18 protein-coding genes are annotated in these 22,676 nt (G+C 39.9%); 8 read left to right on the top strand and 10 right to left on the bottom strand.

The window, feature by feature from the left end; translation table 11 throughout:
* The first annotated feature begins 106 nt into the window (after positions 1 to 106).
* The 3 genes from AVFI_RS04635 to AVFI_RS04625 all read left to right on the top strand — a co-directional run bounded on the left by AVFI_RS04635 (position 107) and on the right by AVFI_RS04625 (position 3,168).
* Positions 107 to 964, top strand: coding sequence for a MurR/RpiR family transcriptional regulator (locus AVFI_RS04635; RefSeq protein ID WP_011261554.1), 858 nt, complete (start codon positions 107 to 109; stop codon positions 962 to 964).
* Positions 965 to 1,075: 111 nt separating this feature from the next.
* Positions 1,076 to 1,339: a GrxA family glutaredoxin gene (locus tag AVFI_RS04630; RefSeq protein ID WP_005418461.1), complete on the top strand. Its 264-nt coding sequence runs from the start codon at positions 1,076 to 1,078 to the stop codon at positions 1,337 to 1,339.
* A gap of 146 nt (positions 1,340 to 1,485) precedes the next feature.
* Complete coding sequence (locus AVFI_RS04625; RefSeq protein WP_005418453.1) at positions 1,486 to 3,168, top strand: aspartate:alanine antiporter; 1,683 nt, start codon at positions 1,486 to 1,488, stop codon at positions 3,166 to 3,168.
* 116 nt (positions 3,169 to 3,284) lie between these two features.
* Here AVFI_RS04625 and fabV read toward each other — a convergent pair whose 3' ends face one another.
* The 5 genes from fabV to AVFI_RS04600 all read right to left on the bottom strand — a co-directional run bounded on the left by fabV (position 3,285) and on the right by AVFI_RS04600 (position 10,580).
* A complete protein-coding gene (gene fabV, locus AVFI_RS04620) occupies positions 3,285 to 4,487 on the bottom strand; it encodes an enoyl-ACP reductase FabV (RefSeq protein ID WP_005418452.1) in 1,203 nt (400 codons plus the stop codon).
* 553 nt (positions 4,488 to 5,040) lie between these two features.
* A complete protein-coding gene (gene nhaA / locus AVFI_RS04615; RefSeq protein WP_017018416.1) occupies positions 5,041 to 6,189 on the bottom strand; it encodes a Na+/H+ antiporter NhaA in 1,149 nt (382 codons plus the stop codon).
* Positions 6,190 to 6,353: 164 nt separating this feature from the next.
* Complete coding sequence (locus AVFI_RS04610) at positions 6,354 to 7,475, bottom strand: carotenoid 1,2-hydratase (RefSeq protein WP_054775306.1); 1,122 nt, start codon at positions 7,473 to 7,475, stop codon at positions 6,354 to 6,356.
* Positions 7,475 to 9,928 (bottom strand): ABC transporter permease, encoded by a 2,454-nt coding sequence (locus tag AVFI_RS04605; RefSeq protein ID WP_065639481.1) that lies wholly within the window; start codon positions 9,926 to 9,928, stop codon positions 7,475 to 7,477. Before AVFI_RS04605 ends, AVFI_RS04610 begins: the two co-directional genes overlap by 1 nt.
* A complete protein-coding gene (locus AVFI_RS04600; RefSeq protein ID WP_005418445.1) occupies positions 9,909 to 10,580 on the bottom strand; it encodes an ABC transporter ATP-binding protein in 672 nt (223 codons plus the stop codon). Before AVFI_RS04600 ends, AVFI_RS04605 begins: the two co-directional genes overlap by 20 nt.
* A gap of 307 nt (positions 10,581 to 10,887) precedes the next feature.
* On the opposite strand from AVFI_RS04600, the gene AVFI_RS04595 reads away from it, so the two are divergent.
* Positions 10,888 to 12,330 carry a DUF2867 domain-containing protein gene (locus AVFI_RS04595; protein WP_065640713.1) on the top strand — a complete coding sequence of 481 codons (1,443 nt, stop codon included), beginning with the start codon at positions 10,888 to 10,890 and terminating at the stop codon, positions 12,328 to 12,330.
* Between the two features lie 229 nt (positions 12,331 to 12,559).
* On the opposite strand, the gene AVFI_RS04590 is transcribed toward AVFI_RS04595, so the two are convergent.
* From AVFI_RS04590 to AVFI_RS04570, 5 genes are all read right to left on the bottom strand, one after another.
* The gene (locus tag AVFI_RS04590) at positions 12,560 to 13,240 is read right to left on the bottom strand and encodes a DUF2913 family protein (RefSeq protein ID WP_017018423.1); all 681 of its coding nucleotides are present in this window, start codon (positions 13,238 to 13,240) and stop codon (positions 12,560 to 12,562) included.
* Positions 13,241 to 14,446: a Bcr/CflA family multidrug efflux MFS transporter gene (locus tag AVFI_RS04585; protein WP_054775305.1), complete on the bottom strand. Its 1,206-nt coding sequence runs from the start codon at positions 14,444 to 14,446 to the stop codon at positions 13,241 to 13,243.
* A gap of 214 nt (positions 14,447 to 14,660) precedes the next feature.
* The gene (gene rsuA / locus AVFI_RS04580; protein WP_054775304.1) at positions 14,661 to 15,365 is read right to left on the bottom strand and encodes a 16S rRNA pseudouridine(516) synthase RsuA; all 705 of its coding nucleotides are present in this window, start codon (positions 15,363 to 15,365) and stop codon (positions 14,661 to 14,663) included.
* Positions 15,366 to 15,437: 72 nt separating this feature from the next.
* Positions 15,438 to 17,039, bottom strand: coding sequence for a DHA2 family efflux MFS transporter permease subunit (locus AVFI_RS04575; RefSeq protein WP_017018426.1), 1,602 nt, complete (start codon positions 17,037 to 17,039; stop codon positions 15,438 to 15,440).
* Between the two features lie 2 nt (positions 17,040 to 17,041).
* A complete protein-coding gene (locus tag AVFI_RS04570; protein ID WP_026029232.1) occupies positions 17,042 to 18,082 on the bottom strand; it encodes an HlyD family secretion protein in 1,041 nt (346 codons plus the stop codon).
* Positions 18,083 to 18,218: 136 nt separating this feature from the next.
* Between AVFI_RS04570 and AVFI_RS04565 the strand changes: the two genes are divergently transcribed.
* The 4 genes from AVFI_RS04565 (at position 18,219) to secF (ending at position 22,599) form a co-directional block, all read left to right on the top strand.
* Positions 18,219 to 19,121 carry a LysR family transcriptional regulator gene (locus tag AVFI_RS04565; RefSeq protein ID WP_188863399.1) on the top strand — a complete coding sequence of 301 codons (903 nt, stop codon included), beginning with the start codon at positions 18,219 to 18,221 and terminating at the stop codon, positions 19,119 to 19,121.
* Positions 19,122 to 19,235: 114 nt separating this feature from the next.
* Positions 19,236 to 19,742 (top strand): hypothetical protein, encoded by a 507-nt coding sequence (locus AVFI_RS04560; protein ID WP_054775302.1) that lies wholly within the window; start codon positions 19,236 to 19,238, stop codon positions 19,740 to 19,742.
* 130 nt (positions 19,743 to 19,872) lie between these two features.
* Positions 19,873 to 21,696 (top strand): protein translocase subunit SecD, encoded by a 1,824-nt coding sequence (gene secD, locus AVFI_RS04555; protein WP_065604099.1) that lies wholly within the window; start codon positions 19,873 to 19,875, stop codon positions 21,694 to 21,696.
* Positions 21,697 to 21,699: 3 nt separating this feature from the next.
* Entirely contained in the window at positions 21,700 to 22,599 is a 900-nt protein-coding gene (gene secF / locus AVFI_RS04550; RefSeq protein ID WP_005418420.1) for a protein translocase subunit SecF, read from the top strand.
* Positions 22,600 to 22,676: the final 77 nt, after the last annotated feature.

Genomic DNA, 22,676 nt, shown 5'->3' with positions numbered 1-22,676 from the left:
AAGTAAACAAACGTATATACTTATTCAAACGGATAATCTTAACCAAAGTGTCTTTTCAAATCACTCTGGTTAAGGTTATATCAAATTAAAATGTAGAAGAGCGCATATGAATACCATTGAAAAAATACAAAATAATTTAGATAACTTCAGCAAATCAGAGCGCAAAGTAGCTGAAGTAATTATGGCCTCACCTCAAACAGCAATTCATTCAAGTATTGCCACTTTAGCTAAAATGGCTGACGTGAGTGAGCCAACGGTAAACCGTTTTTGCCGTCGACTAGATACAAAAGGCTTCCCAGACTTTAAACTTCATCTTGCACAAAGCCTTGCCAATGGTACTCCTTATGTAAACCGTAATGTTGAAGAAAACGATGGTCCAGATGCATATACGCATAAGATTTTCGAATCAACAATGGCATGTCTTGATGTCGCTAAAAATAGCTTAGATCCAATGCAGGTAAACCGTGCAGTTGACCTTCTAACACAAGCGAAAAAAATCTCTTTCTTTGGTTTAGGTGCATCAGCTTCTGTAGCGCACGATGCCATGAACAAATTTTTCCGATTTAACATTCCTATTGCTTGTTTTGACGACATCGTGATGCAACGAATGAGCTGCATCAATAGCACAGAGAATGATGTAGTCGTGTTAATCTCACACACAGGTCGAACTAAAAGCTTGGTTGAAATAGCAGAGCTTGCTAAATCAAACGGCGCAACGGTTATTGCGATTACTGCAAAGGATTCACCTCTTGAAAAAATGGCATCTTTAGCTATTTGTTTAGATGTGCCAGAAGACACTGACGTATATATGCCAATGGCAAGTCGTGTTGTTCAAATGACCGTTATCGATGTTCTAGCAACTGGCTTCACATTACGCCGTGGTGTTGGTTTTAGAGACAACCTGAAACGAGTTAAAGAAGCACTTAAAGATTCTCGCTATGGAAAAGATGAACGTTACCAATAGGTTTTATCTATCAATCTAAAAGGTATAATCATCTTTACTTAATTCATATTGATAGGCATAGTTAACCTATTGATTGCGAACCATATCCGCTAATAATTTTTGGAGAAAGCTATGTTTGTTGTTATTTTTGGTCGTCCTGGTTGTCCATTCTGTGTTCGAGCTAAAGAGCACGCTGAAACGCTAACTGAAAAACGTGATGATTTTAAATTCCGCTACGTTGATATTCACGCTGAAGGTATCTCAAAAGCAGACTTAGAAAAGACAGTAGGTAAACCAGTAGAAACGGTTCCTCAAATCTTTATCGATGAAAAACACATTGGCGGCTGTACTGAATTTGAAGCGTACGCAAAAGAAAATTTAGGTCTTTTTGATTAATTTCAAATAGCTAATTTATAAAATTAAATCACCGCTCCCAAACGGTGATTTTTTTTTAATTTTATTTCTAAATATGGTTATACATTCGCCATTTTTAAGTTAGACTTACGTCACACTTTCTTACTCCATATTTCAGGCAAAATACAGTGAACATTGATGTTGCGACATTGTTATCGCAAAACGATATCTTACTTTTATTCGTTGTTCTCGCTCTTGGCTTATTCATAGCTAAACTTAGGATTGGTAGTTTTCAACTAGGCAGTTCTATTGGTGTTCTTATCACCGCCCTCTTTATGGGAAGTCTTGGTTATACTTTTACCGCTGACTCTCTCAATATTGGCTTTATGCTATTTATCTTTTGTGTTGGTATCGAGGCTGGACCAAACTTCTTTGGTATCTTCCTACGAGATGGCAAACACTACCTTCTACTTGTACTTGTTGTATTAGTCTCTGCTGTTTCACTCAGTTTTTTAACAGGCCACTACTTCGGTTTAGACTACGGTTTATCAACAGGCATGATGGCTGGCGCATTAACAGCAACGCCTGTATTAGTGGGTGCAAAAGATGCATTAAATTCTGGTTTAGCAGCCCTGCCTGAAGGTGTCGATTTTAGTAAGGTAATAGACAATTTAAGTGTCGGTTATGCTTTCTCATATTTAATCGGTTTAACTAGCCTTATCCTTTTGGCTCGTTTACTTCCGAAATTGCAAAAACAAAATCTACAAGACAGTGCAATGCAAATTGCTCAAGAACGTGGAATAGGAAGTGCAGGACAGAGAAAAGTATACCTACCAATCATTCGAGCTTATCGTGTTGGCCAAGAGCTAATCGACTGGACAGATGGTAAAAACTTACGTGAGCTAGGTATTCACCGCCAAACGGGCTGTCACATTGAACGTATCCGTCGTAACGGTATTTTAGCGAACCCCGATGGTGACTACATTTTGCAACAAGGTGATGAAATTGCCCTTGTAGGTTATCCAGATAGTCATGCTCGTCTCGATTCAAGCTTTAGAAACGGAAAAGAAGTATTTGACCGTAACTTATTGGATTTACGCATTGCAGAAGAAGAGATCGTAGTTAAAAGCGATAATATCGCCGGTAAGCGCCTTTCAGAATTAAATCTTTCTGAATACGGCTGTTTCCTTAACCGTGTGGTTCGTGCACAAATTGAAATGCCAATTGAACACGATATCGTATTAGCGAAAGGTGACATTCTTCAAGTGAGTGGTGAAAAAAGCAAAGTTCATTACCTAGCAGACAAGATTGGATTTATCTCAATTCATAGTCAAGTATCCGATTTATTAGCTTTCTGTAGCTTCTTTATCCTTGGCATCATGTTCGGGATGATAACAATGAGCTTTGGCCAAGTTACATTTGGTTTAGGTAATGCCGTTGGTCTATTGATTTCAGGTATTACATTAGGTTTCTTAAGAGCAAACCACCCTACTTTTGGTTATGTACCACAAGGGGCACTTAATATGACTAAAAACCTTGGTTTATTAGTGTTCATGGTGGGTATTGGTTTAAGTGCTGGTGGCAATATTAATGAATACTTCTCTGAAGATGGCTTAAAAGTACTTGCTGCTGCGTTTATTGTCAGTGTGATACCAGTAATTTTAGCCTACCTTGTTGGTGCCTATATTCTTAATATGAACCGTGCTTTATTAATTGGTGCGATTATCGGTGCTCGTACTTGTGGTCCAGCAATGGACGTAGTTAACGAACACGCACGCAGCACCATCCCTGCACTGGGTTACGCTGGTACTTATGCGATTGCCAATATCTTAATGACCGTTGCCGGCACCATTATGATACTTCTAGCATAATATACACTCATTATTAGAACCCATTTATTGGAACCAATAAAAAACCCCAGAATGAACATTCACTCTGGGGTTTTCTTTTCTCTTTTATTTACTGATTATACTTATGTAGATTAGTATTAGATATCAGCAACATCAAAGTTTACTTCAGGGTTAACATCAGCGTCGTAATCAACACCATCAACACCAAAGCCAAATAGTTTTAAGAACTCTTCTTTGTACTCAACATAGTCAGTTAGATCCTTTAGGTTCTCAGTGGTTACTTGAGGCCATAGATCACGACAGTGTTGTTGAATATCTTCACGAAGTTCCCAGTCATCTAAACGTAGACGGTTCTTCTCATCAACTTCTGCTGCTGAGCCGTCTGCTTTATATAGACGTTGGCTAAACATACGTAGAATTTGCTCTTGGCAACCTTCGTGTACGCCTTCTTCACGCATTTTCTTGAATACCATTGCAATGTACAGTGGCATAACAGGAATTGCAGAACTTGCTTGTGTCACTACAGATTTTAGTACTGCTACGTTTGCTGTACCACCTGTTGCAGATAGTTTCTCGTTTAGCGCCGTTGCTGCACGATCTAAATCCATCTTAGCTTGACCTAGAGCACCATCCCAGTAGATTGGCCATGTAAGCTCAGTACCGATGTAGCTGTATGCAACGGTTTTACAACCATCAGCTAGAACACCTGCTTCTGATAATGCGTTAATCCACAGTTCCCAGTCTTCGCCGCCCATTACAGTCACTGTATCTTTGATTTCTTGCTCTGTTGCAGGCTCAACTGATGCTTCAATGATTGCATCTTTGTTTGTATCTACCGCTGTTGCTGTGTAAGTTTCGCCGATAGGTTTCAGTGAAGAACGGATAACTTCACCTGTTTCAGGCATTTTACGTACAGGAGATGCTAATGAGTAAACAACCATGTCGATTTGACCTAAATCTTCTTTAATTAGATCAATCGTTTTTTGTTTTGCTTCATTAGAGAAAGCATCGCCATTTAAACTTTTAGAGTATAAACCTTCTTCTTTTGCAAGTTTGTCAAAAGCGGCAGAGTTATACCAACCAGCTGTGCCTGGTTTCTTCTCTGTACCCGCTTTTTCAAAAAATACACCGATGGTTGATGCACCACCACCAAAAGCAGCTGTAATACGAGAAGATAGACCGTAGCCACTTGAAGAACCAACAACTAATACACGTTTTGGTGCGTTAGCAATTGGGCCTTGAGCTTTAGTTAATGCGATTTGCTCTTTTACGTTTTGCTCACAACCAACAGGGTGAGTGGTTGTACAAATGAATCCACGAATTCTAGGTTTGATGATCATATTCAACTTTCCTTCTAATAATTACCTTGTAGGATAAAAGGTTCTTCTCCAGTTCGCATCCCATTTATGACAATTTTTGTCAAAATAGTGAGTGGTTGGAGGTGTAGAAATGGTTTTTACAAAAAAAATGGAATTATCTTCACTTTTTTTGAACTATTGGAAAAAGCGGCAGTCTGAATTTATGTTCATAATTCCACTGCTTTTTCTTGATATATTCAAGAAGCCCGTTATCTCGCTAATTTTAGCATTATAGGTAACGGGTTTTTCTTTATCTGGACCACTATTTCTTACCGATAAGCGCCCAAAAAAATAATTTAAAAAAAATCGAATATTTATTGAACTAAGAGAAAAATCGCTAGTCTGATTTTATACCCGTTGATGATGAATTCTAAAATTTAGCAGGCCGCCAAGTTTTATCTTATCAACTATAGCTTTTTCATAATTCCTTATATTCCTTTTGCCCATTCAATTTATTGTTTGGGCTTTTTTTTATCCAAAAAAATACCCCGCTATTTGCGAGGTATTTATCAAAACTTATTCTAAGATAGCAGGTTTATGCTGCTTTCTTTGGTAATGAGATGCTTAACAACACATAACCTACAACCGCTGCCAATGTAGAGCCCATCAAGATACCTAAGCGAGCCAGTTTATCAAACTCAGGATTCACCCCACCAAATGCCAGTGATGAAATAAAGATAGACATAGTAAAGCCGATACCACATAGCACAGATACTGCGAATATATGCTTCATATTTACGCCAGCTGGCAGTTTCGCAACACCTGATTTAACCGCAAGGTAACTAAAGCTGAAGATACCTAGAGGCTTACCAAGGAACAGGCCTAAAGCAACACCTAGAGGTAAGGTTGTCGTCAAACTATCAAGTGACACGCCATCTAGAGAGATACCAGCATTAGCAAATGCGAACACAGGAAGGATAGCAAACGCAACATAAGGGTGTAATGCGTGTTCCATGTGTTTTAGTGGTGAACGCTCACCTTTATTGCCTTTAAGAGGGATAGCAAAACCAAGAACCACACCAGCTAACGTTGCGTGAACACCTGATTGCAATACGCTCACCCATAGGATAAAGCCAACCAGTAAGTACCAACGGATCTTGGATACGTGTTTTGCATTCAGTAAGAACAATAAACCTGTCATTACAAAACCAATAACAAGAGCAAGAACAGATAGATCACTTGTATAGAAGAAAGCGATAATAACAACAACGCCTAAATCATCAATAATAGCTAGAGCAAGTAAGAACACTTTTAAGCTAACAGGAACTCGATTACCAAGAAGTGCCATGATGCCTAATGCAAACGCAATATCCGTTGCCGCAGGAATAGCCCAACCAGATAGAGCTTCAGGATCGCCCATATTAAATGCAACGTAAACTAAAGCTGGCGCTAACATACCACCTACCGCTGCAATCGCAGGGAAGATAGCAGTTTCTTTTGATTTTAACGCACCTTCTAATAATTCTCTTTTTACTTCTAATCCGATCAATAGGAAGAAAACAGCCATTAGGCCGTCATTAATCCAATGTGATACAGACATTCCACCGATATAAGAATGTAAAAATGTATCGTACATTGGTGCTAATGAAGAGTTTGCAATCATCATAGCAATCGCAGCTGCGATCACTAACAGAATCCCACCGGCAGATTCTAATTTGAAAAAATTCTTAATAACATCACTCATAAGATGTCCTTGCTTATAATTATGGTTTACTGAAAAACGAATAAGAAAAGTCTACCCGTTGATCAATATCAAGAATAATCGCTTGTTCAGAGCTTATACATCGGAAAATCCGAAGTGTTAAGCGTTTTACAGCGTTTTATTCGCATCGTCTATATTCAATTCAATTAATATCCAGCTAATTGCATGAATCCAGAAGCTTGATGTGAACCCGTTGTTGTTATTGGTCCTTGCCAATAAGGAATAAATGCATCTAACCACTGTTCATTTCTCATTACTTGAGTGGTTAAATTAATATCGTATTTTGGAATATTTATAATCCATTGTAGCGGCACTTTTCGACCATTTTTTAGTTGGCGAGCAGGCAAAGTTTGTAAAGTGAGATCTTCTTCACTAAGTAACGTATAACTGCCATTCTTTCTCAATAAGACGCCAAATTGGTATGGAGGATGATCTTGGTATCGGTATTGCGTCACCACTAACTTCGTTTGGTTATCCAAATTAACAACAAACCAATCTCTGCCATACTGATTTTCATCAAAAAAACCACTCGCCCACTCGTGCTCTAATAACGCTTGGCCAGTAATGGTATACGTCTTATTATCAAACGTTACAGAGCCACGCACAGAAATAAATGGTTCTATGTATTCATAAGAAGCAATAGGAAGGAAATCGTGTTTTTTCAAATAACCGTTTTCCCCCATAAGTACAGGATGGGTATTTGAATTTAGTGATAGCTTTAAAGAAAACTCATCAGAAGATGCTGCAAATGTTCCTGGAAATGGAGAACGACTTAAACTACGCCATTCCCAATCATCAATCCAAACGCGATATGGACGTTGACTTACTCCGACCTGCCCAATACCACCTCGAGCCAAGCGTTCAGCAACCCATTTACCATTTTTAGTCGTAATCACAACCTTGGCAATGTATAAGCGAGGATCAAGCCAACCTTTAGTCTCTCTATCATCATTAGAGACTCTAAACATACTCCATTGTATACCTATCGCATCCCCATTTTGATTTTTAGCATTCACTGTCATTAGCCATTTTTCATGCTGATATTCAGGATGTTCTTGATAATCTTTAGGAAAAACAATGGGAGTGTCAGGTAAAACAGGTTCAAAAAAAGCACCATCAGTATGTGAGAAAATCGTATTAGTCTCACTACTACTTTCAACGTTAACCTGTTTCCAATTAAAGTAATAAGCGAGAGCACAACCTAAAATAGCAATTAAAATCAGCACTGATATTATCAAGCTACTGTTCTTTTTATTTTGGTTTTGCATTACAAAGATTCCCTTAATGAAGTAATGGCTTGTCGCTTAGTGACTCTCCAAATGGTTCCAGCACCAGCAACTGTCAATGCCAGTAAGGTCCACAAGAAAGTGGTTGCATACTCTTTAGGAAAATAATGGATCTCCATCGTCCAACCAAAAGCGTATTTCATTACAATATCAATCAATAGTTGTGAGAGTATTAACCCCAAAGGCAATGCAATAAGAATCGTAAATAAGCCAATAACCAACAATTGTAAGCCACCAAGCAGCACCAATTCTTTACCCGATAGCCCTAAACACCGCAGTAATGCAGTTTGTCTTTGTCGTGATATTTCACCAACCAACGTGGCAAAAAACAGACCGAAAACAGCGATAACTAACGTCAGATTACCAAGGGTTCCCGTAACAATAAATGTTCTATCAAACACACGCATTGCTTGTATTTGAATATTATTATTATCGCTAACCTGCTCTGCGGACAATCGATACTGTTTTAATACTCGTCCAATTAATTCGGTTCTTTTTGATTGATCCGTTAGCACCACACCAATCCCAGTTTTACCCTGACCACCAAACGCTTTTAACCATGTCCCATGAGAGAGTAACAATTGGTTATACGGATTTCCGTAATCATAATACACCCCAGAAATCTGCCAATTGTTCCCCATAGGAGCAGGAAGATCGATGTAATCACCCGGTTTTAAGTCCCATTTTAATGACATGGATTCACTGATTAATACATTGCGTCCATGGTGAAGCGAATACCAGTAATCAGGAATCGCCACTTTCATGGTTAACGCATTTTTCTCACCCTCAGTAGAACCAGTACTGATGATCTCTAAATTGCCGAATTCTGTTTGATAATCAATCTTCCACTGACGCCACACAGATTTCACTTCAGGTTGTTTTTCTAACCAATAACTGATTCGTCCAGCCGATGCTTTACTTGGTTCAATATAAATATCAGCAGCCAAGCGTTGCTCTAACCAATTATTAGTGGTTGCTCTAAAACTGCCCACCATGGTTTCTACGCCAATATTAGACGCTAGCGCAAGCATAAAGGCCATTGCCGCCACACCACGATAACTTAAGCTTGCTGCTGAATCAGAGAAGAACCAACGTGCTTTTGCTGATGGCAATGTATAAGAGAGCCAATCAAAAAACTTCCAAATAATAAACGGGGTTAACAACCCAATACTTATCATTAAGAAGCCAATCAACATAAACCCATTTCTGTGGCTATGGGGTAATAAATTTATCAGATAAGCAGCAACCAAAATCACACAAGCGATGATAGCTTGAACTTCAAACTCTTTACCTGCAAAACGAGCTAAAGATAGACGAGCAGTTAAACGAATTGGCTCAATGGTTAAAAGACGGTACAACGGCCAACCACAAGCTAATACACACCCTAATACGGCCATTAGTAGACTTTGATAACTCCAATCCCAACTCCATGAGATTAATAAATCCACTTCAGCGTTATACAAAGAATATAAACTGTTCGATACCGTCGGCATTAATTCATTTGCCAACAATAAGCCAAAAAAGTTACCACTTATCCAGCCAATAATGATCCAAATAATCACTTCTAGGCTCATGGCTAAAATAAGCTCTTTTGTGGATACGCCAATTTGACGTAGCGTCCCAACCAACGGCTGTCTCTGCACAAAAGAGAGCGACATAGCTTGATAAAAAATAAAGAGACCAACGATAAAAGAGAGCATTCCCATCGCGAGTAAATTCGTGTGGAAAGCATTCGTTAACGCCGTTAAGCCCGATTCTTTATGCGTTTCAAGTTGCAATCCACGAGGAAGCATCCGCTCTAAACGCTCTTTTTTTTGCTCTGACATTGCTCCGCATAAAATGATATTAAAACCCGCTTTGTGGCCTAGCATCTTAGTCAGTGCGATATCTGAAAACAGTCGAGAGCCCGCCAAGCGATTTTGTTTATCAACAATAACGGGGCCAATATTGGATTGGTTTTTTAACTCAATATAATCGCCATCTTTTAAGCTAAAATACGAAGCTAAAGGCTGGCTGATCAATACCGGGAACGGAGGACGCATTAAAGACAACATATTGTCCGTGTTTGCTAAGTTCCCTGATGAAATCTGCATTAACGCAATAGGATCGATACCAACCATAGAGATATCAATCTTTTCATTGGTTTCTAAATGCAAGGTTTGTATAGGCATGCAAGAGGTGTAGCCAGCCCGACGTAAGTTAATATAAAACGCCTGAGGGATAACAACATTATCTTGAATAGAGCGAATACGATTAGGAAAAGGGTTTGAGAAAAGCTTTTCGCCTTCGCTATAACTGACTTTCGCGTGATGGTTTATCGCTAGAACACCAACAAGTAAAGCAACTCCGAGTGTTAAACCAAGCCACACTAAAAAGATTTGCAACGGATGTTTACGGTAGTGTCCAAGAAGCGCTTTAGCTACCGGAAATAACATTCAGTAAGCCTCCCTGAAGTTTCACTAAACCATCCATATGCTCTGCCACTTTCTCACTGTGAGTCACCAATAAAAGTGTGCAATGAAGATCACGAGATAATCGTGTTAACAAACGCATTACTGCTTCTGCATTTTTTTCATCTAGGCTACCTGTTGGCTCATCCGCAAGTAATAATTTTGGCTCCATATACAAAGCTCGGGCAATCGCAGCTCGTTGCTGTTGTCCACCAGAGATTTCTTCAGGGTAACGACCAAGTAAAGGCATAAGATCAAGAGCTGAGATAATTTGACGCCATAACGCATCATCGTCTCTTAACCCTTTAAGTTGGCGACAAAAACGAATGTTATCAGCCACACTTAACGTAGGAAGAAGGTTAAACTGTTGAAATACTAAGCCAATATTGTTTCTACGGTAAGAAGTTCGAGAACTTTGTTCAGGGGCGTGCATTGAAAAACCAGCGATATTAATTTCACCACTGTCTACACTATCTAGGCCTGCGATAAGATTTAAGAGGGTGCTTTTTCCTGAGCCACTTTCGCCCATTAATGCTATCTGAGCTCCTTGCTCAATTGTTAATTCTGCCCCTTGAAGGATTGGATGAAACTCGCCACCATCCAAATAACCTTTATTCAGGTTTGTCAGCTTTAACATATCCCCTCTCAAAAGATGTATTGTGATATCGGTAACAGAATCTACACTATTCCCCTTACTTCTTAAAGCTTTTTATGGTCTAACTCGCAGTTCGACACAGATATCAAACATAATGCTAACTTTTGCCACTTATCCACCCAATTCTTAAATCTATTTTTTTGATTTCATTAAATAAATTTTCCAGTTCACTTATTCATTTCATCATGTCTCAAAAGTAATGATTAAATTAAGTAGACGGTCATAAATTATACTAGAATCAAATAGTATTAATAAAAAAAGCAATTAGGAAAAGGATGGATTCTTACAAATGACTCATAGGATAATTATTGTTGGTGCATCAGGGTACATAGGATCTCAGTTAATTCCATTGTTATTAGAGCAAGGGCATCAGGTTATTGCCTGTGCTCGTAATATCAGTTATTTGACCGATAGAGTTCAACAACACCCTAATTTACGTTGTGAATACCTTGATTTAGAAGATAAAACGACAATCGACCCACTCTTGTCTGAGTGTGATATTGGTTATTTCTTAGTACATGGGATGTCACACGGCCATGATTTTATTAATTACGAAATCTCCTTAGCTCAAAATTTTGCAGATGCCGCTAAGCAATCCCAACTGAAGCGGATAATCTATTTAAGTGCATTACAACCAGAGAATCATCAGTCACAGCATTTACTGGCTCGACAAAAAACCGGGGAAATTCTTCGCTCTACTGGCATCACTACCATCGAAATTCAATCGGGTATTATCATCGGTGCAGGCTCTGCCGCCCTTGAGATCATGACAGATTTTATCAACCACTTACCCATCATTCTCTGTCCTAAATGGATTCATTCTCAAGCCAATCCTATCGCCATTGATAATCTAAATGATTACCTCATTCAATCTCTTGATATCGAAGTTAATGATTCACTTTCCCTAGAAGCGGGAGGGCCAGATACGGTCACCTATCTTCAGCTCTTTAACCTTCTGGCTAAACGACTTAATAAATCCATTAAAATTATTCCAACCCGTTTTGTTTCACCCAAATTTGCCGGATTATGGCTTGGTATCATTACCTCAGTTCCATCAGAGTTAGGACGTGCGCTTCTCGCAGGAATAGACCATGATTTGCTTGCAGATAATTCAAAAATACAGCAACTCATGCCCCAAACACTCACCCCACTTCCTGAAGCATTGAAATTGGCTAATCATACTTCTACTAATAGTCTACAAGGCGAAATATGGGGATTTGATCCAAGTGCACTGCGTCGCTGGCAACCCGATTACGGTTACTACCCTAAACAAGCCGGAGCCAGTTTTACAACCAACGCATCGGCTAATTCACTGTGGAAAGTGATACTGCGACTTGGTGGGCCTGAGGGGTACTTTTTTGCGAATGGACTATGGCGAACCAGAGAGTGGCTTGACCCGCTGCTTGGTGGATCTTTTCCTATACGAAGAAAACCAAAATCAGAACAGTTACAACTGGGTGACTACATTGATTCTTGGAAAGTGATCCGCTGTGAAAACAACGAATTTTTATCCCTATTATTTGGAATGACCGCCCCAGGGTTAGGACGACTCGAATTTTCAATAAAAGAGCTTGAAAACAACACCAGAGAGTTAGATGTTCGTGCTTGGTGGCACCCAAAAGGGTTTTGGGGATTAATGTATTGGTTTGCGATGTTTCCTGCACACCTTTTTATTTTCAAAGGCATGGTAAAAGCGATATGTAAAAAAGCCGAGAAAGAAGAAAAAGGATAAAAGAAGTTATACCATTCTGGATAAGTAGTTGTTCAGATAATTGCGTAGGAAGAATCGATTATAGCAAGGCATAAATTACAGTAACTAGTGGCTCTAATTACAAAATTTATAACGCTGATATAATCGATTTTAACAAGCAAGAATGATCAAATACTTATGTAGATTGGTATTAGAATAGGAAAAATAAAAAATGGGCTCTACTAAGAGCCCATTCAATCTCGATAATCGATTATTTTTTCACATTAAATGAAAATGGAATTTCACCTAACTGAGTACCGTGGTTATGAGGGTAAATTAAATACTCTCCATGATACTTCACTTTTGATTTGTAATCTGAACGCTTATGCACCATTAAACCATGCTCAAAAGCCGATTCAACAAACTCATGGTGATTACCACGCACATAACAAGTCAGTGGTTTAATTAACTCTTCACTTTCAGCATCAAAGCATGATTCAAGTTGAGTAGAACAAATGATAAATGAATGATCACCATCAGAAAACAGCGATGCTTTTTCTAATACTTCATATTCTGTTGTTACACACCATTCTTTCTCTTCTAGTGATTCACTCCACGCCATAATCGCAGATTTAGAAATAGATTTTGCTTGCTCAACAGGCGCTAACTCAGCGTATAAACGAGAGTATTGTTCAAAACGCACCGGTAATTGAGTACCCGTCCCTTTTGTGCGTCCCTCTTTTTGCCAAGTCATCAAATCTTTTGCAACGCAATGTGCAAAACGTTGAGACTTAATTGCAGTTGTTACCCAACGAATTAAAAAGTGATTCGCACTTACCGGGTTTTTAGGTAAACGGCCACTGTCTTTAGACTCTTGTAGATCACCAAGAGCACTATTAATTACTCGTTGAATTTCTTGATAATAATCAACTGCTTTTTTTTCTTTACTCATTTACGCTTTTCGTCCAAACACAAAATAACAACCAAAAGATAATATAGAACATGCTGCCATGGAACTTACCATAGGCCAAGCCGAATCAGAAGGGAACATTGCAATACACGCCCCAACCAATGAACCAGTACCAAAACGTAATGTACCCGCTAATGACGAAGCAGTACCTGCCATTTTAGGGTAATGACTTAATAATAAACCCATGGTGTTACTACCTATGGTAGAAATACAACCAACAAATAAAACCACTGGAACCACAGTACCCCATAAACCCCAATCGAGTAATTGGCCTACAACCATCAAAATACCCGCGAATAATTGGATTGAGATACCCAATTTCACCATGTTATGTGAGCCCATTTTCTTAACAATGCGGCCATTGATCGTGGTCATAATAATTAAGAACACCACATTAAGGCCAAACAGATAACCAAAGTTCGAAACACTCACACCATAAATATCAATGTAAACAAACGAGCCAGCGGTTAAAAATGAGAACATACCAGCGAAAGAGAACGCACCAGAAAAAATTAAACCAAGAGAGACAGGGTTTTTAAATAACGAGCGGTAATTTCGTAGAGACGTCATTAACCTAAACGGAGAACGGTTCTCATCAGTTAAGGTTTCAGGAATACGCCATAAAATAGCCAAAATAATCAGCACAGCAAAAGCCGCTAACAACCAGAAAATAGAACGCCAGCCAAACCACACCGCCATGTGTCCACCCACCATAGGGGCAACCAAAGGCGCTACAGTCATCACCAAAGTAATGAATGCCATCATTCGTGCGAAATCTTCTTTATTAAACATATCACGAACAATCGCTTGAACTACCACAGCAGAAGCCGCACCAGCAACACCTTGCAGAACACGAATGTACATTAATGATTCAATGCCACCGACTAACGCACCAATAACCGCACAAATAGCAAATAAAACCGTGCCAATAATCAAGACTGGGCGTCGACCATAACTGTCAGCTAATGGACCATGAATCAATTGGGCAATGGCAAAACCCGCAGTATAAGCGGTTAATGTCATTTGTACTGAGCCAGCGGTTACGCCTAAGTCAGAAGCAATACTTGGCATCGCAGGTACATACATATCAATAGCTAATGGAGTTAGTGCAGAAATTGCACCTAAAATAATAACTAATAGTATGCTTAATTTTGGGGGCTCAGAAAGAGCAGTTTCAGAGGATGACATAACAGCGATACCAATAAAATAAAACAGCAGGACAGGAGTTCAAACAATATCGATTCAAACAAGAATGATCAGATATTTATTTGATTTATTATAGTATCACGCCCTCTTACAACATGCCTTTTATATTCGAGCTCTTTGCATAAAATTTACACAAAAAAACGGCGAGACATAAATGCCACGCCGTTTTTAATATTGGATTGATAAGGCTGATTAATTATTCGCCAAATACCGCGTCAACTTCTTCTTCAGTTAAGTAACGGTACTCACCTGGTTCTAGAGAATAATCCAAACCTAAACCACCGATTTGAGCACGGTGTAAACCTTCAACTTTATTGCCTAAAGCAGCAAACATACGTTTCACTTGGTGGTATTTACCTTCATGGATAGTTAATAGAAGTTCGTGTTCTTCTTCATCAACAATTTCCATTACAGCTGGCATCGTCAGATCTTTTTCGCTCTTAAGCTGAATACCCGCTTCCAATTTCTCAGCGTAATCAGCACCGATTGGATCAGCAAGCCATACACGGTATGTTTTCGCACACTTACGTTTAGGTGATGTGATCTTATGAGACCATTGACCGTCATCCGTAATAAGCACTAAACCGGTTGTATCAACATCTAAACGACCAGCGAAATGCAGCTTCTCAAGATTCACTTCATCTAATAAAGACAATGCCGATGGGTGCGTACTGTCTTCATGAGAACATACATAACCATCTGGTTTAAATAGCATAATGTAGCGAGGACCGTGGAATTTCAGTTCACGTCCATCCCATTCAACGGTTGAATCATCTGTTACTTTTACAGATGTTACTTTTGTTTTCACGCCATCAACAGTAACCGTACCACTTTTAATGATTCGAGTTGCTTCTTTACGAGTGGCACCTAATGTTTCGCACAAAAATTTATCTAAACGCATGAGAACCTCATTTCAATATTCTGGCGCATTATACCCAAACCTTTTAAAGATGCGAGCATCAACCCAGATTTGTTAGTGTGCGCCGCCTGCCATAGGATCAGGCTTGCCATTCGATTTAACAAAAAACATCAAAATAGCAGCAAAAGCAAGGAAGCAGGACATCATAAAAAAGACATCATTATACGCCATGATCGCTGCATCGCGTTGCATTGTCATGGTGAGAGATGCTTTTGCTTGCTGCATCGCCGTCGCAGGATCGCTGCCTTTAGCCACAAACATCGCCGCACTCTGGTTTAATTGATACCAACCATCCGTGCTCACACTGGTTAGGGTTTCTTTAATATGCCCTAAATGCTCACGAGTTTTGTTATCCAATAGCGTAGCAATAAACGCAATACTGAACGCACCACCAAGGTTTCGTAAAACATTGGTAATGGTTGATGCATCAGCCACTTCTTGCTTTTGAATTCCTTCCATTGCCACCAACGACAAAGGAACCATAATAAACGGACTGCCAATCGCACGTAATATCATGGAGAAAATGAGCTGATCACCACCAAACAAATAACTCATGTGTGTATTTACAAAGCAGCTAATACCAAACATAGAGAAACCAAAGAACACCAAATATTTTGCTTTAATGATCTGCGTTAATTTCGGCACTAATGGGAAGATCAATAATTGAGGAAAACCCATCCACATTAACACTTCACCAATCTCCAAGGCGTTATAACCTTGAATTTGGATCATATACATTGGCAGCACATAGATAGAACCCAGCAAAGCCATACCCAAAATCAAATACGCAATACACGACATGGCAAACTGACTTTGCTTTAACAGCCGCAAATTAACCAATGGTTTTTTATGCTGCAACTCATTGATAATAAAGTAGGTTAGGCTGATAACTGAAATAATAGATAGCGTAATAATAAAGCTTGAGCTAAACCATTCTTCACGGTTCCCTTCTTCAAGTACCACTTCTAAACAACCCAAACCTATCGCCATCGTGATAATACCAAGCCAATCGGCCTTCAATAGGCTTTCTAGCTTTAATGGCTCATCATCCAGACCGTAATTCACCATGCACAATAAAGCGATTGCTGGTGGTAGGTTGATATAAAAAATGTAGTGCCAAGAGAAATGCTCAGTTAACCAACCACCAAGCGTTGGACCAATAGAAGGAGCAAAGGTCGCCGTTACCCCAAACAGAGCCATCCCCACCGCACGTTTGTTCACAGGTAATAAGTGAACCACAAGAGAAAACGCCAGAGGAATTAACGCACCGCCACTAAACCCTTGAATGGCACGAAACACAATCATCGAGCCCATGTTCCATGAAAAAGAACACAGTAATGAAGCAACGGTAAATACGACGGTTGTCCATGTTAGATAACGACGTTTACCTAGCGCTACAGACAGCCAACCACTTAATGGGATCGCTATCATTTCAGCAACAAGATAAGAGGTGGAAATCCAAGAACTCTCATCCATGGTTGCCGATAATGCACCTTGAATGTCTTTTAGAGATGAGTTGGTGATTTGGATATCAAGGATCGCCATAAAGGCACCAATCAAACCACCAAATAATGCTATCCAATGACGACGTGGGATCTCAGGTTCAAGTGGTTTTTCAACCACTTCACCTTCAGGAATACTTACCGATTGACTCATGCTTAACCTCGGGTATCAACAGTCGCAACCACAGACAGACCCGGGATCAATTTACCATCCAGTAAATCAGTATTTAAAATGCTGATCTTAACCGGCACACGTTGCACAATTTTCGTAAAGTTACCTGTTGCGTTCTCTGGTGGCAGAAGCGCAAATTTAGCACCTGTTGCTGGCGAGAAGCTTTCTACAATCCCTTTTAGATGCAGATCAGGGTAAGCATCAAGATCCACAAACACTTTTTGACCATGATGAATTTTTTCTAGCTGTGTTTCTTTAAAGTTCGCTTCAATCCACACTTCTTTGGTTGGAACCAAACTAAGTAATGGCATTCCAGCTTGAACTAATAGACCTTCACGTAAGCTGCGTTTACCAACGATGCCATCAATTGGCGCGTAAATCTTAGTATAAGATAAATTCAAATTCGCTTGGTCTAACGCCGTTTTTGCTTGGTTTAGCATTGCATTTGCTTGACCGATTTGGCTTTCAATTACGTTGATTTGCTCTTTCGATGCTTGGTAATTCGCTTTTGCTGCATCTAGATTCGCAATCGCCACTTTCAAGTGTGACACATTGTTATCTAATTCATCTTGCGAAGAATAATTCTTTTTAATTAACGCTTTTGTACGTTTTACTTGTTGTTGAGCACGCTCAAGATCCGCTTGTGCCGACTCAATTTGGCTCGCAGCCTGACGAATTCGAATATCTTGCAATTTACGCTCTGCATTTAAATTCGTAATTGCTGCCGCATTAACAGCCACATTGGCTTCCGCTTTTTCTTGTTCAGCCAAGAAATCACGGTCATCAATGGTTGCCAGTAAATCCCCAGCTTTTACTTTCTGATTATCTTCAACTAAGGTTTGTTGAATATAACCACCTACTTTTGAGCTGATTGTCGTGATATCGCCTTGAAGGTACGCATTATCCGTTGATTGGAAATACTGACCGTAGCCGTACCAATAACCGGCACCCAAGGCGCCACATAAAATAAAAATGACTGTTGCGATTAACGGTGCTTTATTTTTCTTCTTTTTTAATTCAGTCACTGAGGCTTTACCTATCTTTATAAAATTCTAATATTGTGGATACAGAGTATAAAACTAAAAAGATTAATTGATTAGATAGGAAAAAAAGGAAACACTGTTGCATAATTCTTACTAATGATTAGGTTGCGCCCTTATGATGGATTTAAATAACATCACACTATTAAACCAAGTTGTTGATTCTGGTAGCTTTACCCAAGCTACCACCAATCTTGGAATGACAAAATCAACAGTAAGCCGAAAATTAGCAGAGCTTGAAGAACACCTAGGTGTGAAGCTCATCACTCGTTCAACAAGAAAGTTAGGGCTAACTCAAGAAGGGGAAATCTTTTATCAAGCCAGCGTAAAAGTACTCGATATCATGCAACAAACCGAATTAGAGCTCACCGCAAACCAAAACCTCATTCGTGGTCATCTGAATTTAGCCATGCCAGTAGAGATTGGACATAACGTTATGTCTGATTACATCAATAGCTTTTTAAAACGTTATCCAGAAGTCTCGATTAACCTTGAAATGACCAACCGTGAGGTGGATATTATTGGTGATGGTATCGACTTATACGTACAAATTGGAGAAATCAATGACTCTTCTTTAGTTGCAAGAACCATTGATTTTTCAGAGCGTATCATTGCCGCTAGTCCTGAGTATTTAAATAACTATGGCCATATTCAGACCCCAGAAGATCTCCAAGCACCTCATCATCAAATCAGAGTGGTAAACGCAGTTAAAGTGCCTAATCTGTACTTTAATCAGGTCGATAAAGCGATTCGAGTTAACTTACCCTACCGCTTAAAAGTCAATACAGTTACCGCTTGTAAATCCGCCTGCTTGAGTGGATTAGGTATTGCTTCATTACCTGAATTCATCTGCCGTGAGCACATTAACAATGGTGAATTAGTACGAATTTTGCCTGATTGGGATTTACCACGGGTGGCAATTAGCTTGGTGTTTCCTCAAAATAAATTGCTACCAAAACGCTTAAGAGCCTTTATTGATCATGTACTTGAACGCTTTGAATCCAAGAATGCATCAAGAAAATAAGCGAAATAAACAACAAAAATTACATCAATTTTTATTTATCCGTTAATTTCACTTGCCAGTAAGGCCATTCATCGAATACGATGCGATGGTCTATTACACATCACTGGATTTTTCGTGGTACAACTGTTTCGATTACTGATCATCTGTTTATGCTTAGGGGTAAGTTCGCTTGCTCAGGCATCTTCATATCAGCAAAACAGTGACAACGTGATTGCCAATTTTACCATTGAGCAGCACTCTACTATTCAAGTGAACCTAACTTTAGACCCGTCATTAACGCATCAAGTTGACTTCTTAACTTGCAATGTCGCAGACACTCCAAGCAATACGCTCTCTTCCCATTCTCAAAATTCTTCTCAAGGCCATAATGTTAATCTTGGTGTAGGTAACTCATCTCGTATGGCAAACCTAGCACGCCATGAGCCAGAAGAAGTTTTCCCTGTTTATGAATTAGCATTAGAGATCCCAGCGATCCCTTCAGAACAATTAACCATTGGTTATCAAGAAAAACCAAAACCAAGTGTTGATTGGGCGTTATACAGCTATTCATCGGTTTCTCGAGTCTCTGCTTGGAAAGAAAGTAACCTCCTCTACAGTCATCGACTGTTCCCTGCGGCTTAATTTCACATTCAAAATCCATCGATTTATCACTTAGTTATTTCTGTACTTATACCAATCTATATAAGCATTTGATCTAGCTAGATTTGTGACTTTTTCGCATACGCATTGTCGTATGTGAGGTGAAATTATTATGCAAAGAAAACAACCAATACAACGACTGAACCATTATTCTAAATGGAAATACATCGTACTTATTACGACCCTTGTTATTCTATTATTGAGTGCGATCCCGACTTGGTATGGTGAAGATGCCGCCGTGCAAATCACCAATAAAGATGGACACATTCCATCGGTTGTATCACTACAAAACACCCTAACCGAGCAAGGCATTAACGTAAAACGCATCGAACAAAAAGGCGATAAAACCATCGTTATTTTGAAAGATGAAGCACAACAAGTTGCCGCTAAAGATATTCTAGGTTCAGTGATTGATGAAAGCCAAAAAGGCACCACACTAGCATTGTCTCTTGCACCTGCTGCACCAGCTTGGCTGCAAAACATGGGCTTTGAACCAATCAAACTCGGTCTTGATTTACGTGGCGGTGTGCAATTCTTACTGGATGTGGATGTAAACCAAGTTTACCAAGCACAACGTAACGAATTAGCTGACTCGCTAAAACAAGAGCTACGTGAAGAACGCATTCGCTCAGTTCGCTTACAAAAAGTAGACAGCGATACGCTAGTGGTTCACTTACCTTCAGAAGAAGCAAGCCACGCTGCTCGTCAATTCATTCATAAAAACTACCCTACTTGGCAAATCACCAATGATGATGGTTTTGATCTTAAATTAACGCTAAAAGAAGATGAAAAAATTGCCGTACGTAATCTAACAGTACAGCAAAACCTTCAAACCATGCGTAGCCGTATTGAAGAGTTAGGTATTACCGAAGCACTGGTTCAGCGTCAAGGTGAAAACCGCATTCGTATCGAGCTTCCAGGTGTTCAAGATCCAGCAGCGGCGAAAAACGTTATCGGTGCGACAGCAAGTCTTGCTTTCTACGCAGTAAAAGAACAAGGCACTGGCAGCACAATGGTTATTCCTGACCAAAACGGCCAACCAGTTCGTGTAGGCAGAAAACCAGTACTAACGGGTGATCACATTGTTGATGCACGTGCGAGTCTTGGTGAAATGGGCATGGCAGAAGTAAACATTGTTCTTGATAGTTCAGGCGGCAAAATCATGTCTGAGTTTTCTCGTCACAATGTGGGCAAGCCAATGGCAACCTCATACAACGAATACAGCCGTGATAGTGCAGGTAATACAGAGCAAAGTAACCAAATCATCAGTGTTGCGACGATTCAAAGTCAGCTAGGTAGCCGCTTTAGAATCACAGGTTCTGGCTCGCTTCAAGAATCTCAAGAGCTTGCTCTACTTCTACGTGCTGGTTCATTAACTGCGCCTGTAACCATCGTTGAAGAACGTACTATTGGTCCAACGCTAGGTGCTGAAAACATCCAAAACGGTTTTGCTGCTTTAGGTCTTGGTCTTGGTTTAACGCTGCTATTTATGGCGGTGTGGTACCGTCGTTTAGGCTGGGTTGCCAACATTGCACTTATTGGCAACATGGTAATGCTATTTGGTCTGCTTGCTCTTATTCCGGGTGCGGTTCTTACCCTTCCGGGTATTGCAGGTCTTGTACTGACCGTAGGTATGGCGGTTGATACCAACGTACTGATATTTGAACGTATTAAAGATAAACAGAAAGAAGGTCGAACATTGGCTCAAGCCATTGATAGAGGCTTTAGTAGTGCATTTGGTACCATTTTCGATGCCAACTTCACCACCATGATTACCGCAGTGGTTCTATACACCATAGGTAACGGCCCTATCCAAGGCTTTGCATTAACACTGGGCTTAGGTCTATTAACCAGTATGTTCACCGGCATCTTCGCGTCACGTGCCATTATCAATTTAGTTTGGGGTCGTGATTCTCGTCATGATGTTAGGGTTTAAGTTATGTTTATAAATATGAAAAATGCAACAAAATGGCGTCACATGACGAGTGTGGTTTCGGTATGTTTAATGATTTTCGCATTAACTATGATCGCAACCAAAGGCCTTAACTGGGGCTTGGATTTTACTGGCGGTATCGTGAGTGAAGTTCAAATGGATAGCAAAATCACCAATAGTGAAATTGCGCCGTTATTGGATGCAGGCTTTAAACAAGATGTTGCTGTTATTGCCTCTGGTGAGCCGGGTCGTTGGGTTCTACGTTATGCGATTCCACCACATGGTACTGAGCTTCCACCACTGACTGAGGTACTTGCTCCTCTGCATACCGATGTTCAAGTATTAAATACCAGTATCGTTGGTCCACAAGTAGGCCAAGAGCTAACTGAACAAGGTGGCATGGCGTTATTGGTGTCGGTTTTGGTTATCTTAGCGTACTTAAGCTACCGTTTTGAATGGCGTTTGGCTTCTGGCTCTTTGTTTGCCCTAACCCACGATATCGTGTTTGTACTGGGTTTCTTTGCTGCGACTCAAATGGAGTTTAACTTAACCACCCTAGCCGCTATTTTGGCGATTTTAGGTTACTCGTTAAATGACTCTATCATCATTGCAGATAGAATCCGTGAGCTGTTAATTGCCAAGCCTGAGTTATCTATCCAAGAGATCAATAACGAAGCGGTTGCGGCAACCTTCTCTCGTACTATGGTGACATCAGGTACAACCCTAATCACTGTTGGTTCTTTATGGTTATTAGGTGGCGGTCCACTAGAAGGCTTTGCGATTGCGATGTTCATCGGTATCGTGACAGGTACTTGGTCTTCTATCTCGGTAGGTACAAGTTTACCTGAGTACTTTGGTTTGAATTCAGAGCACTACAAGCCAAAACCGATTTCTGAAGAGCCTTAAAAATTAGGTTGAGATAGACAGTAAAAAGCCGCAGTGAATGCGGCTTGATGTTAGGGATCTGGTTTAGGCTAGATCCC

The sequence above is a fragment of the Aliivibrio fischeri ATCC 7744 = JCM 18803 = DSM 507 genome (assembly GCF_023983475.1).
In the GTDB taxonomy this organism is placed as follows: domain Bacteria; phylum Pseudomonadota; class Gammaproteobacteria; order Enterobacterales; family Vibrionaceae; genus Aliivibrio; species Aliivibrio fischeri.
Note: the sequence above shows the minus strand (reverse complement) of the source record. Positions and strands in the feature narration are given on the sequence as shown.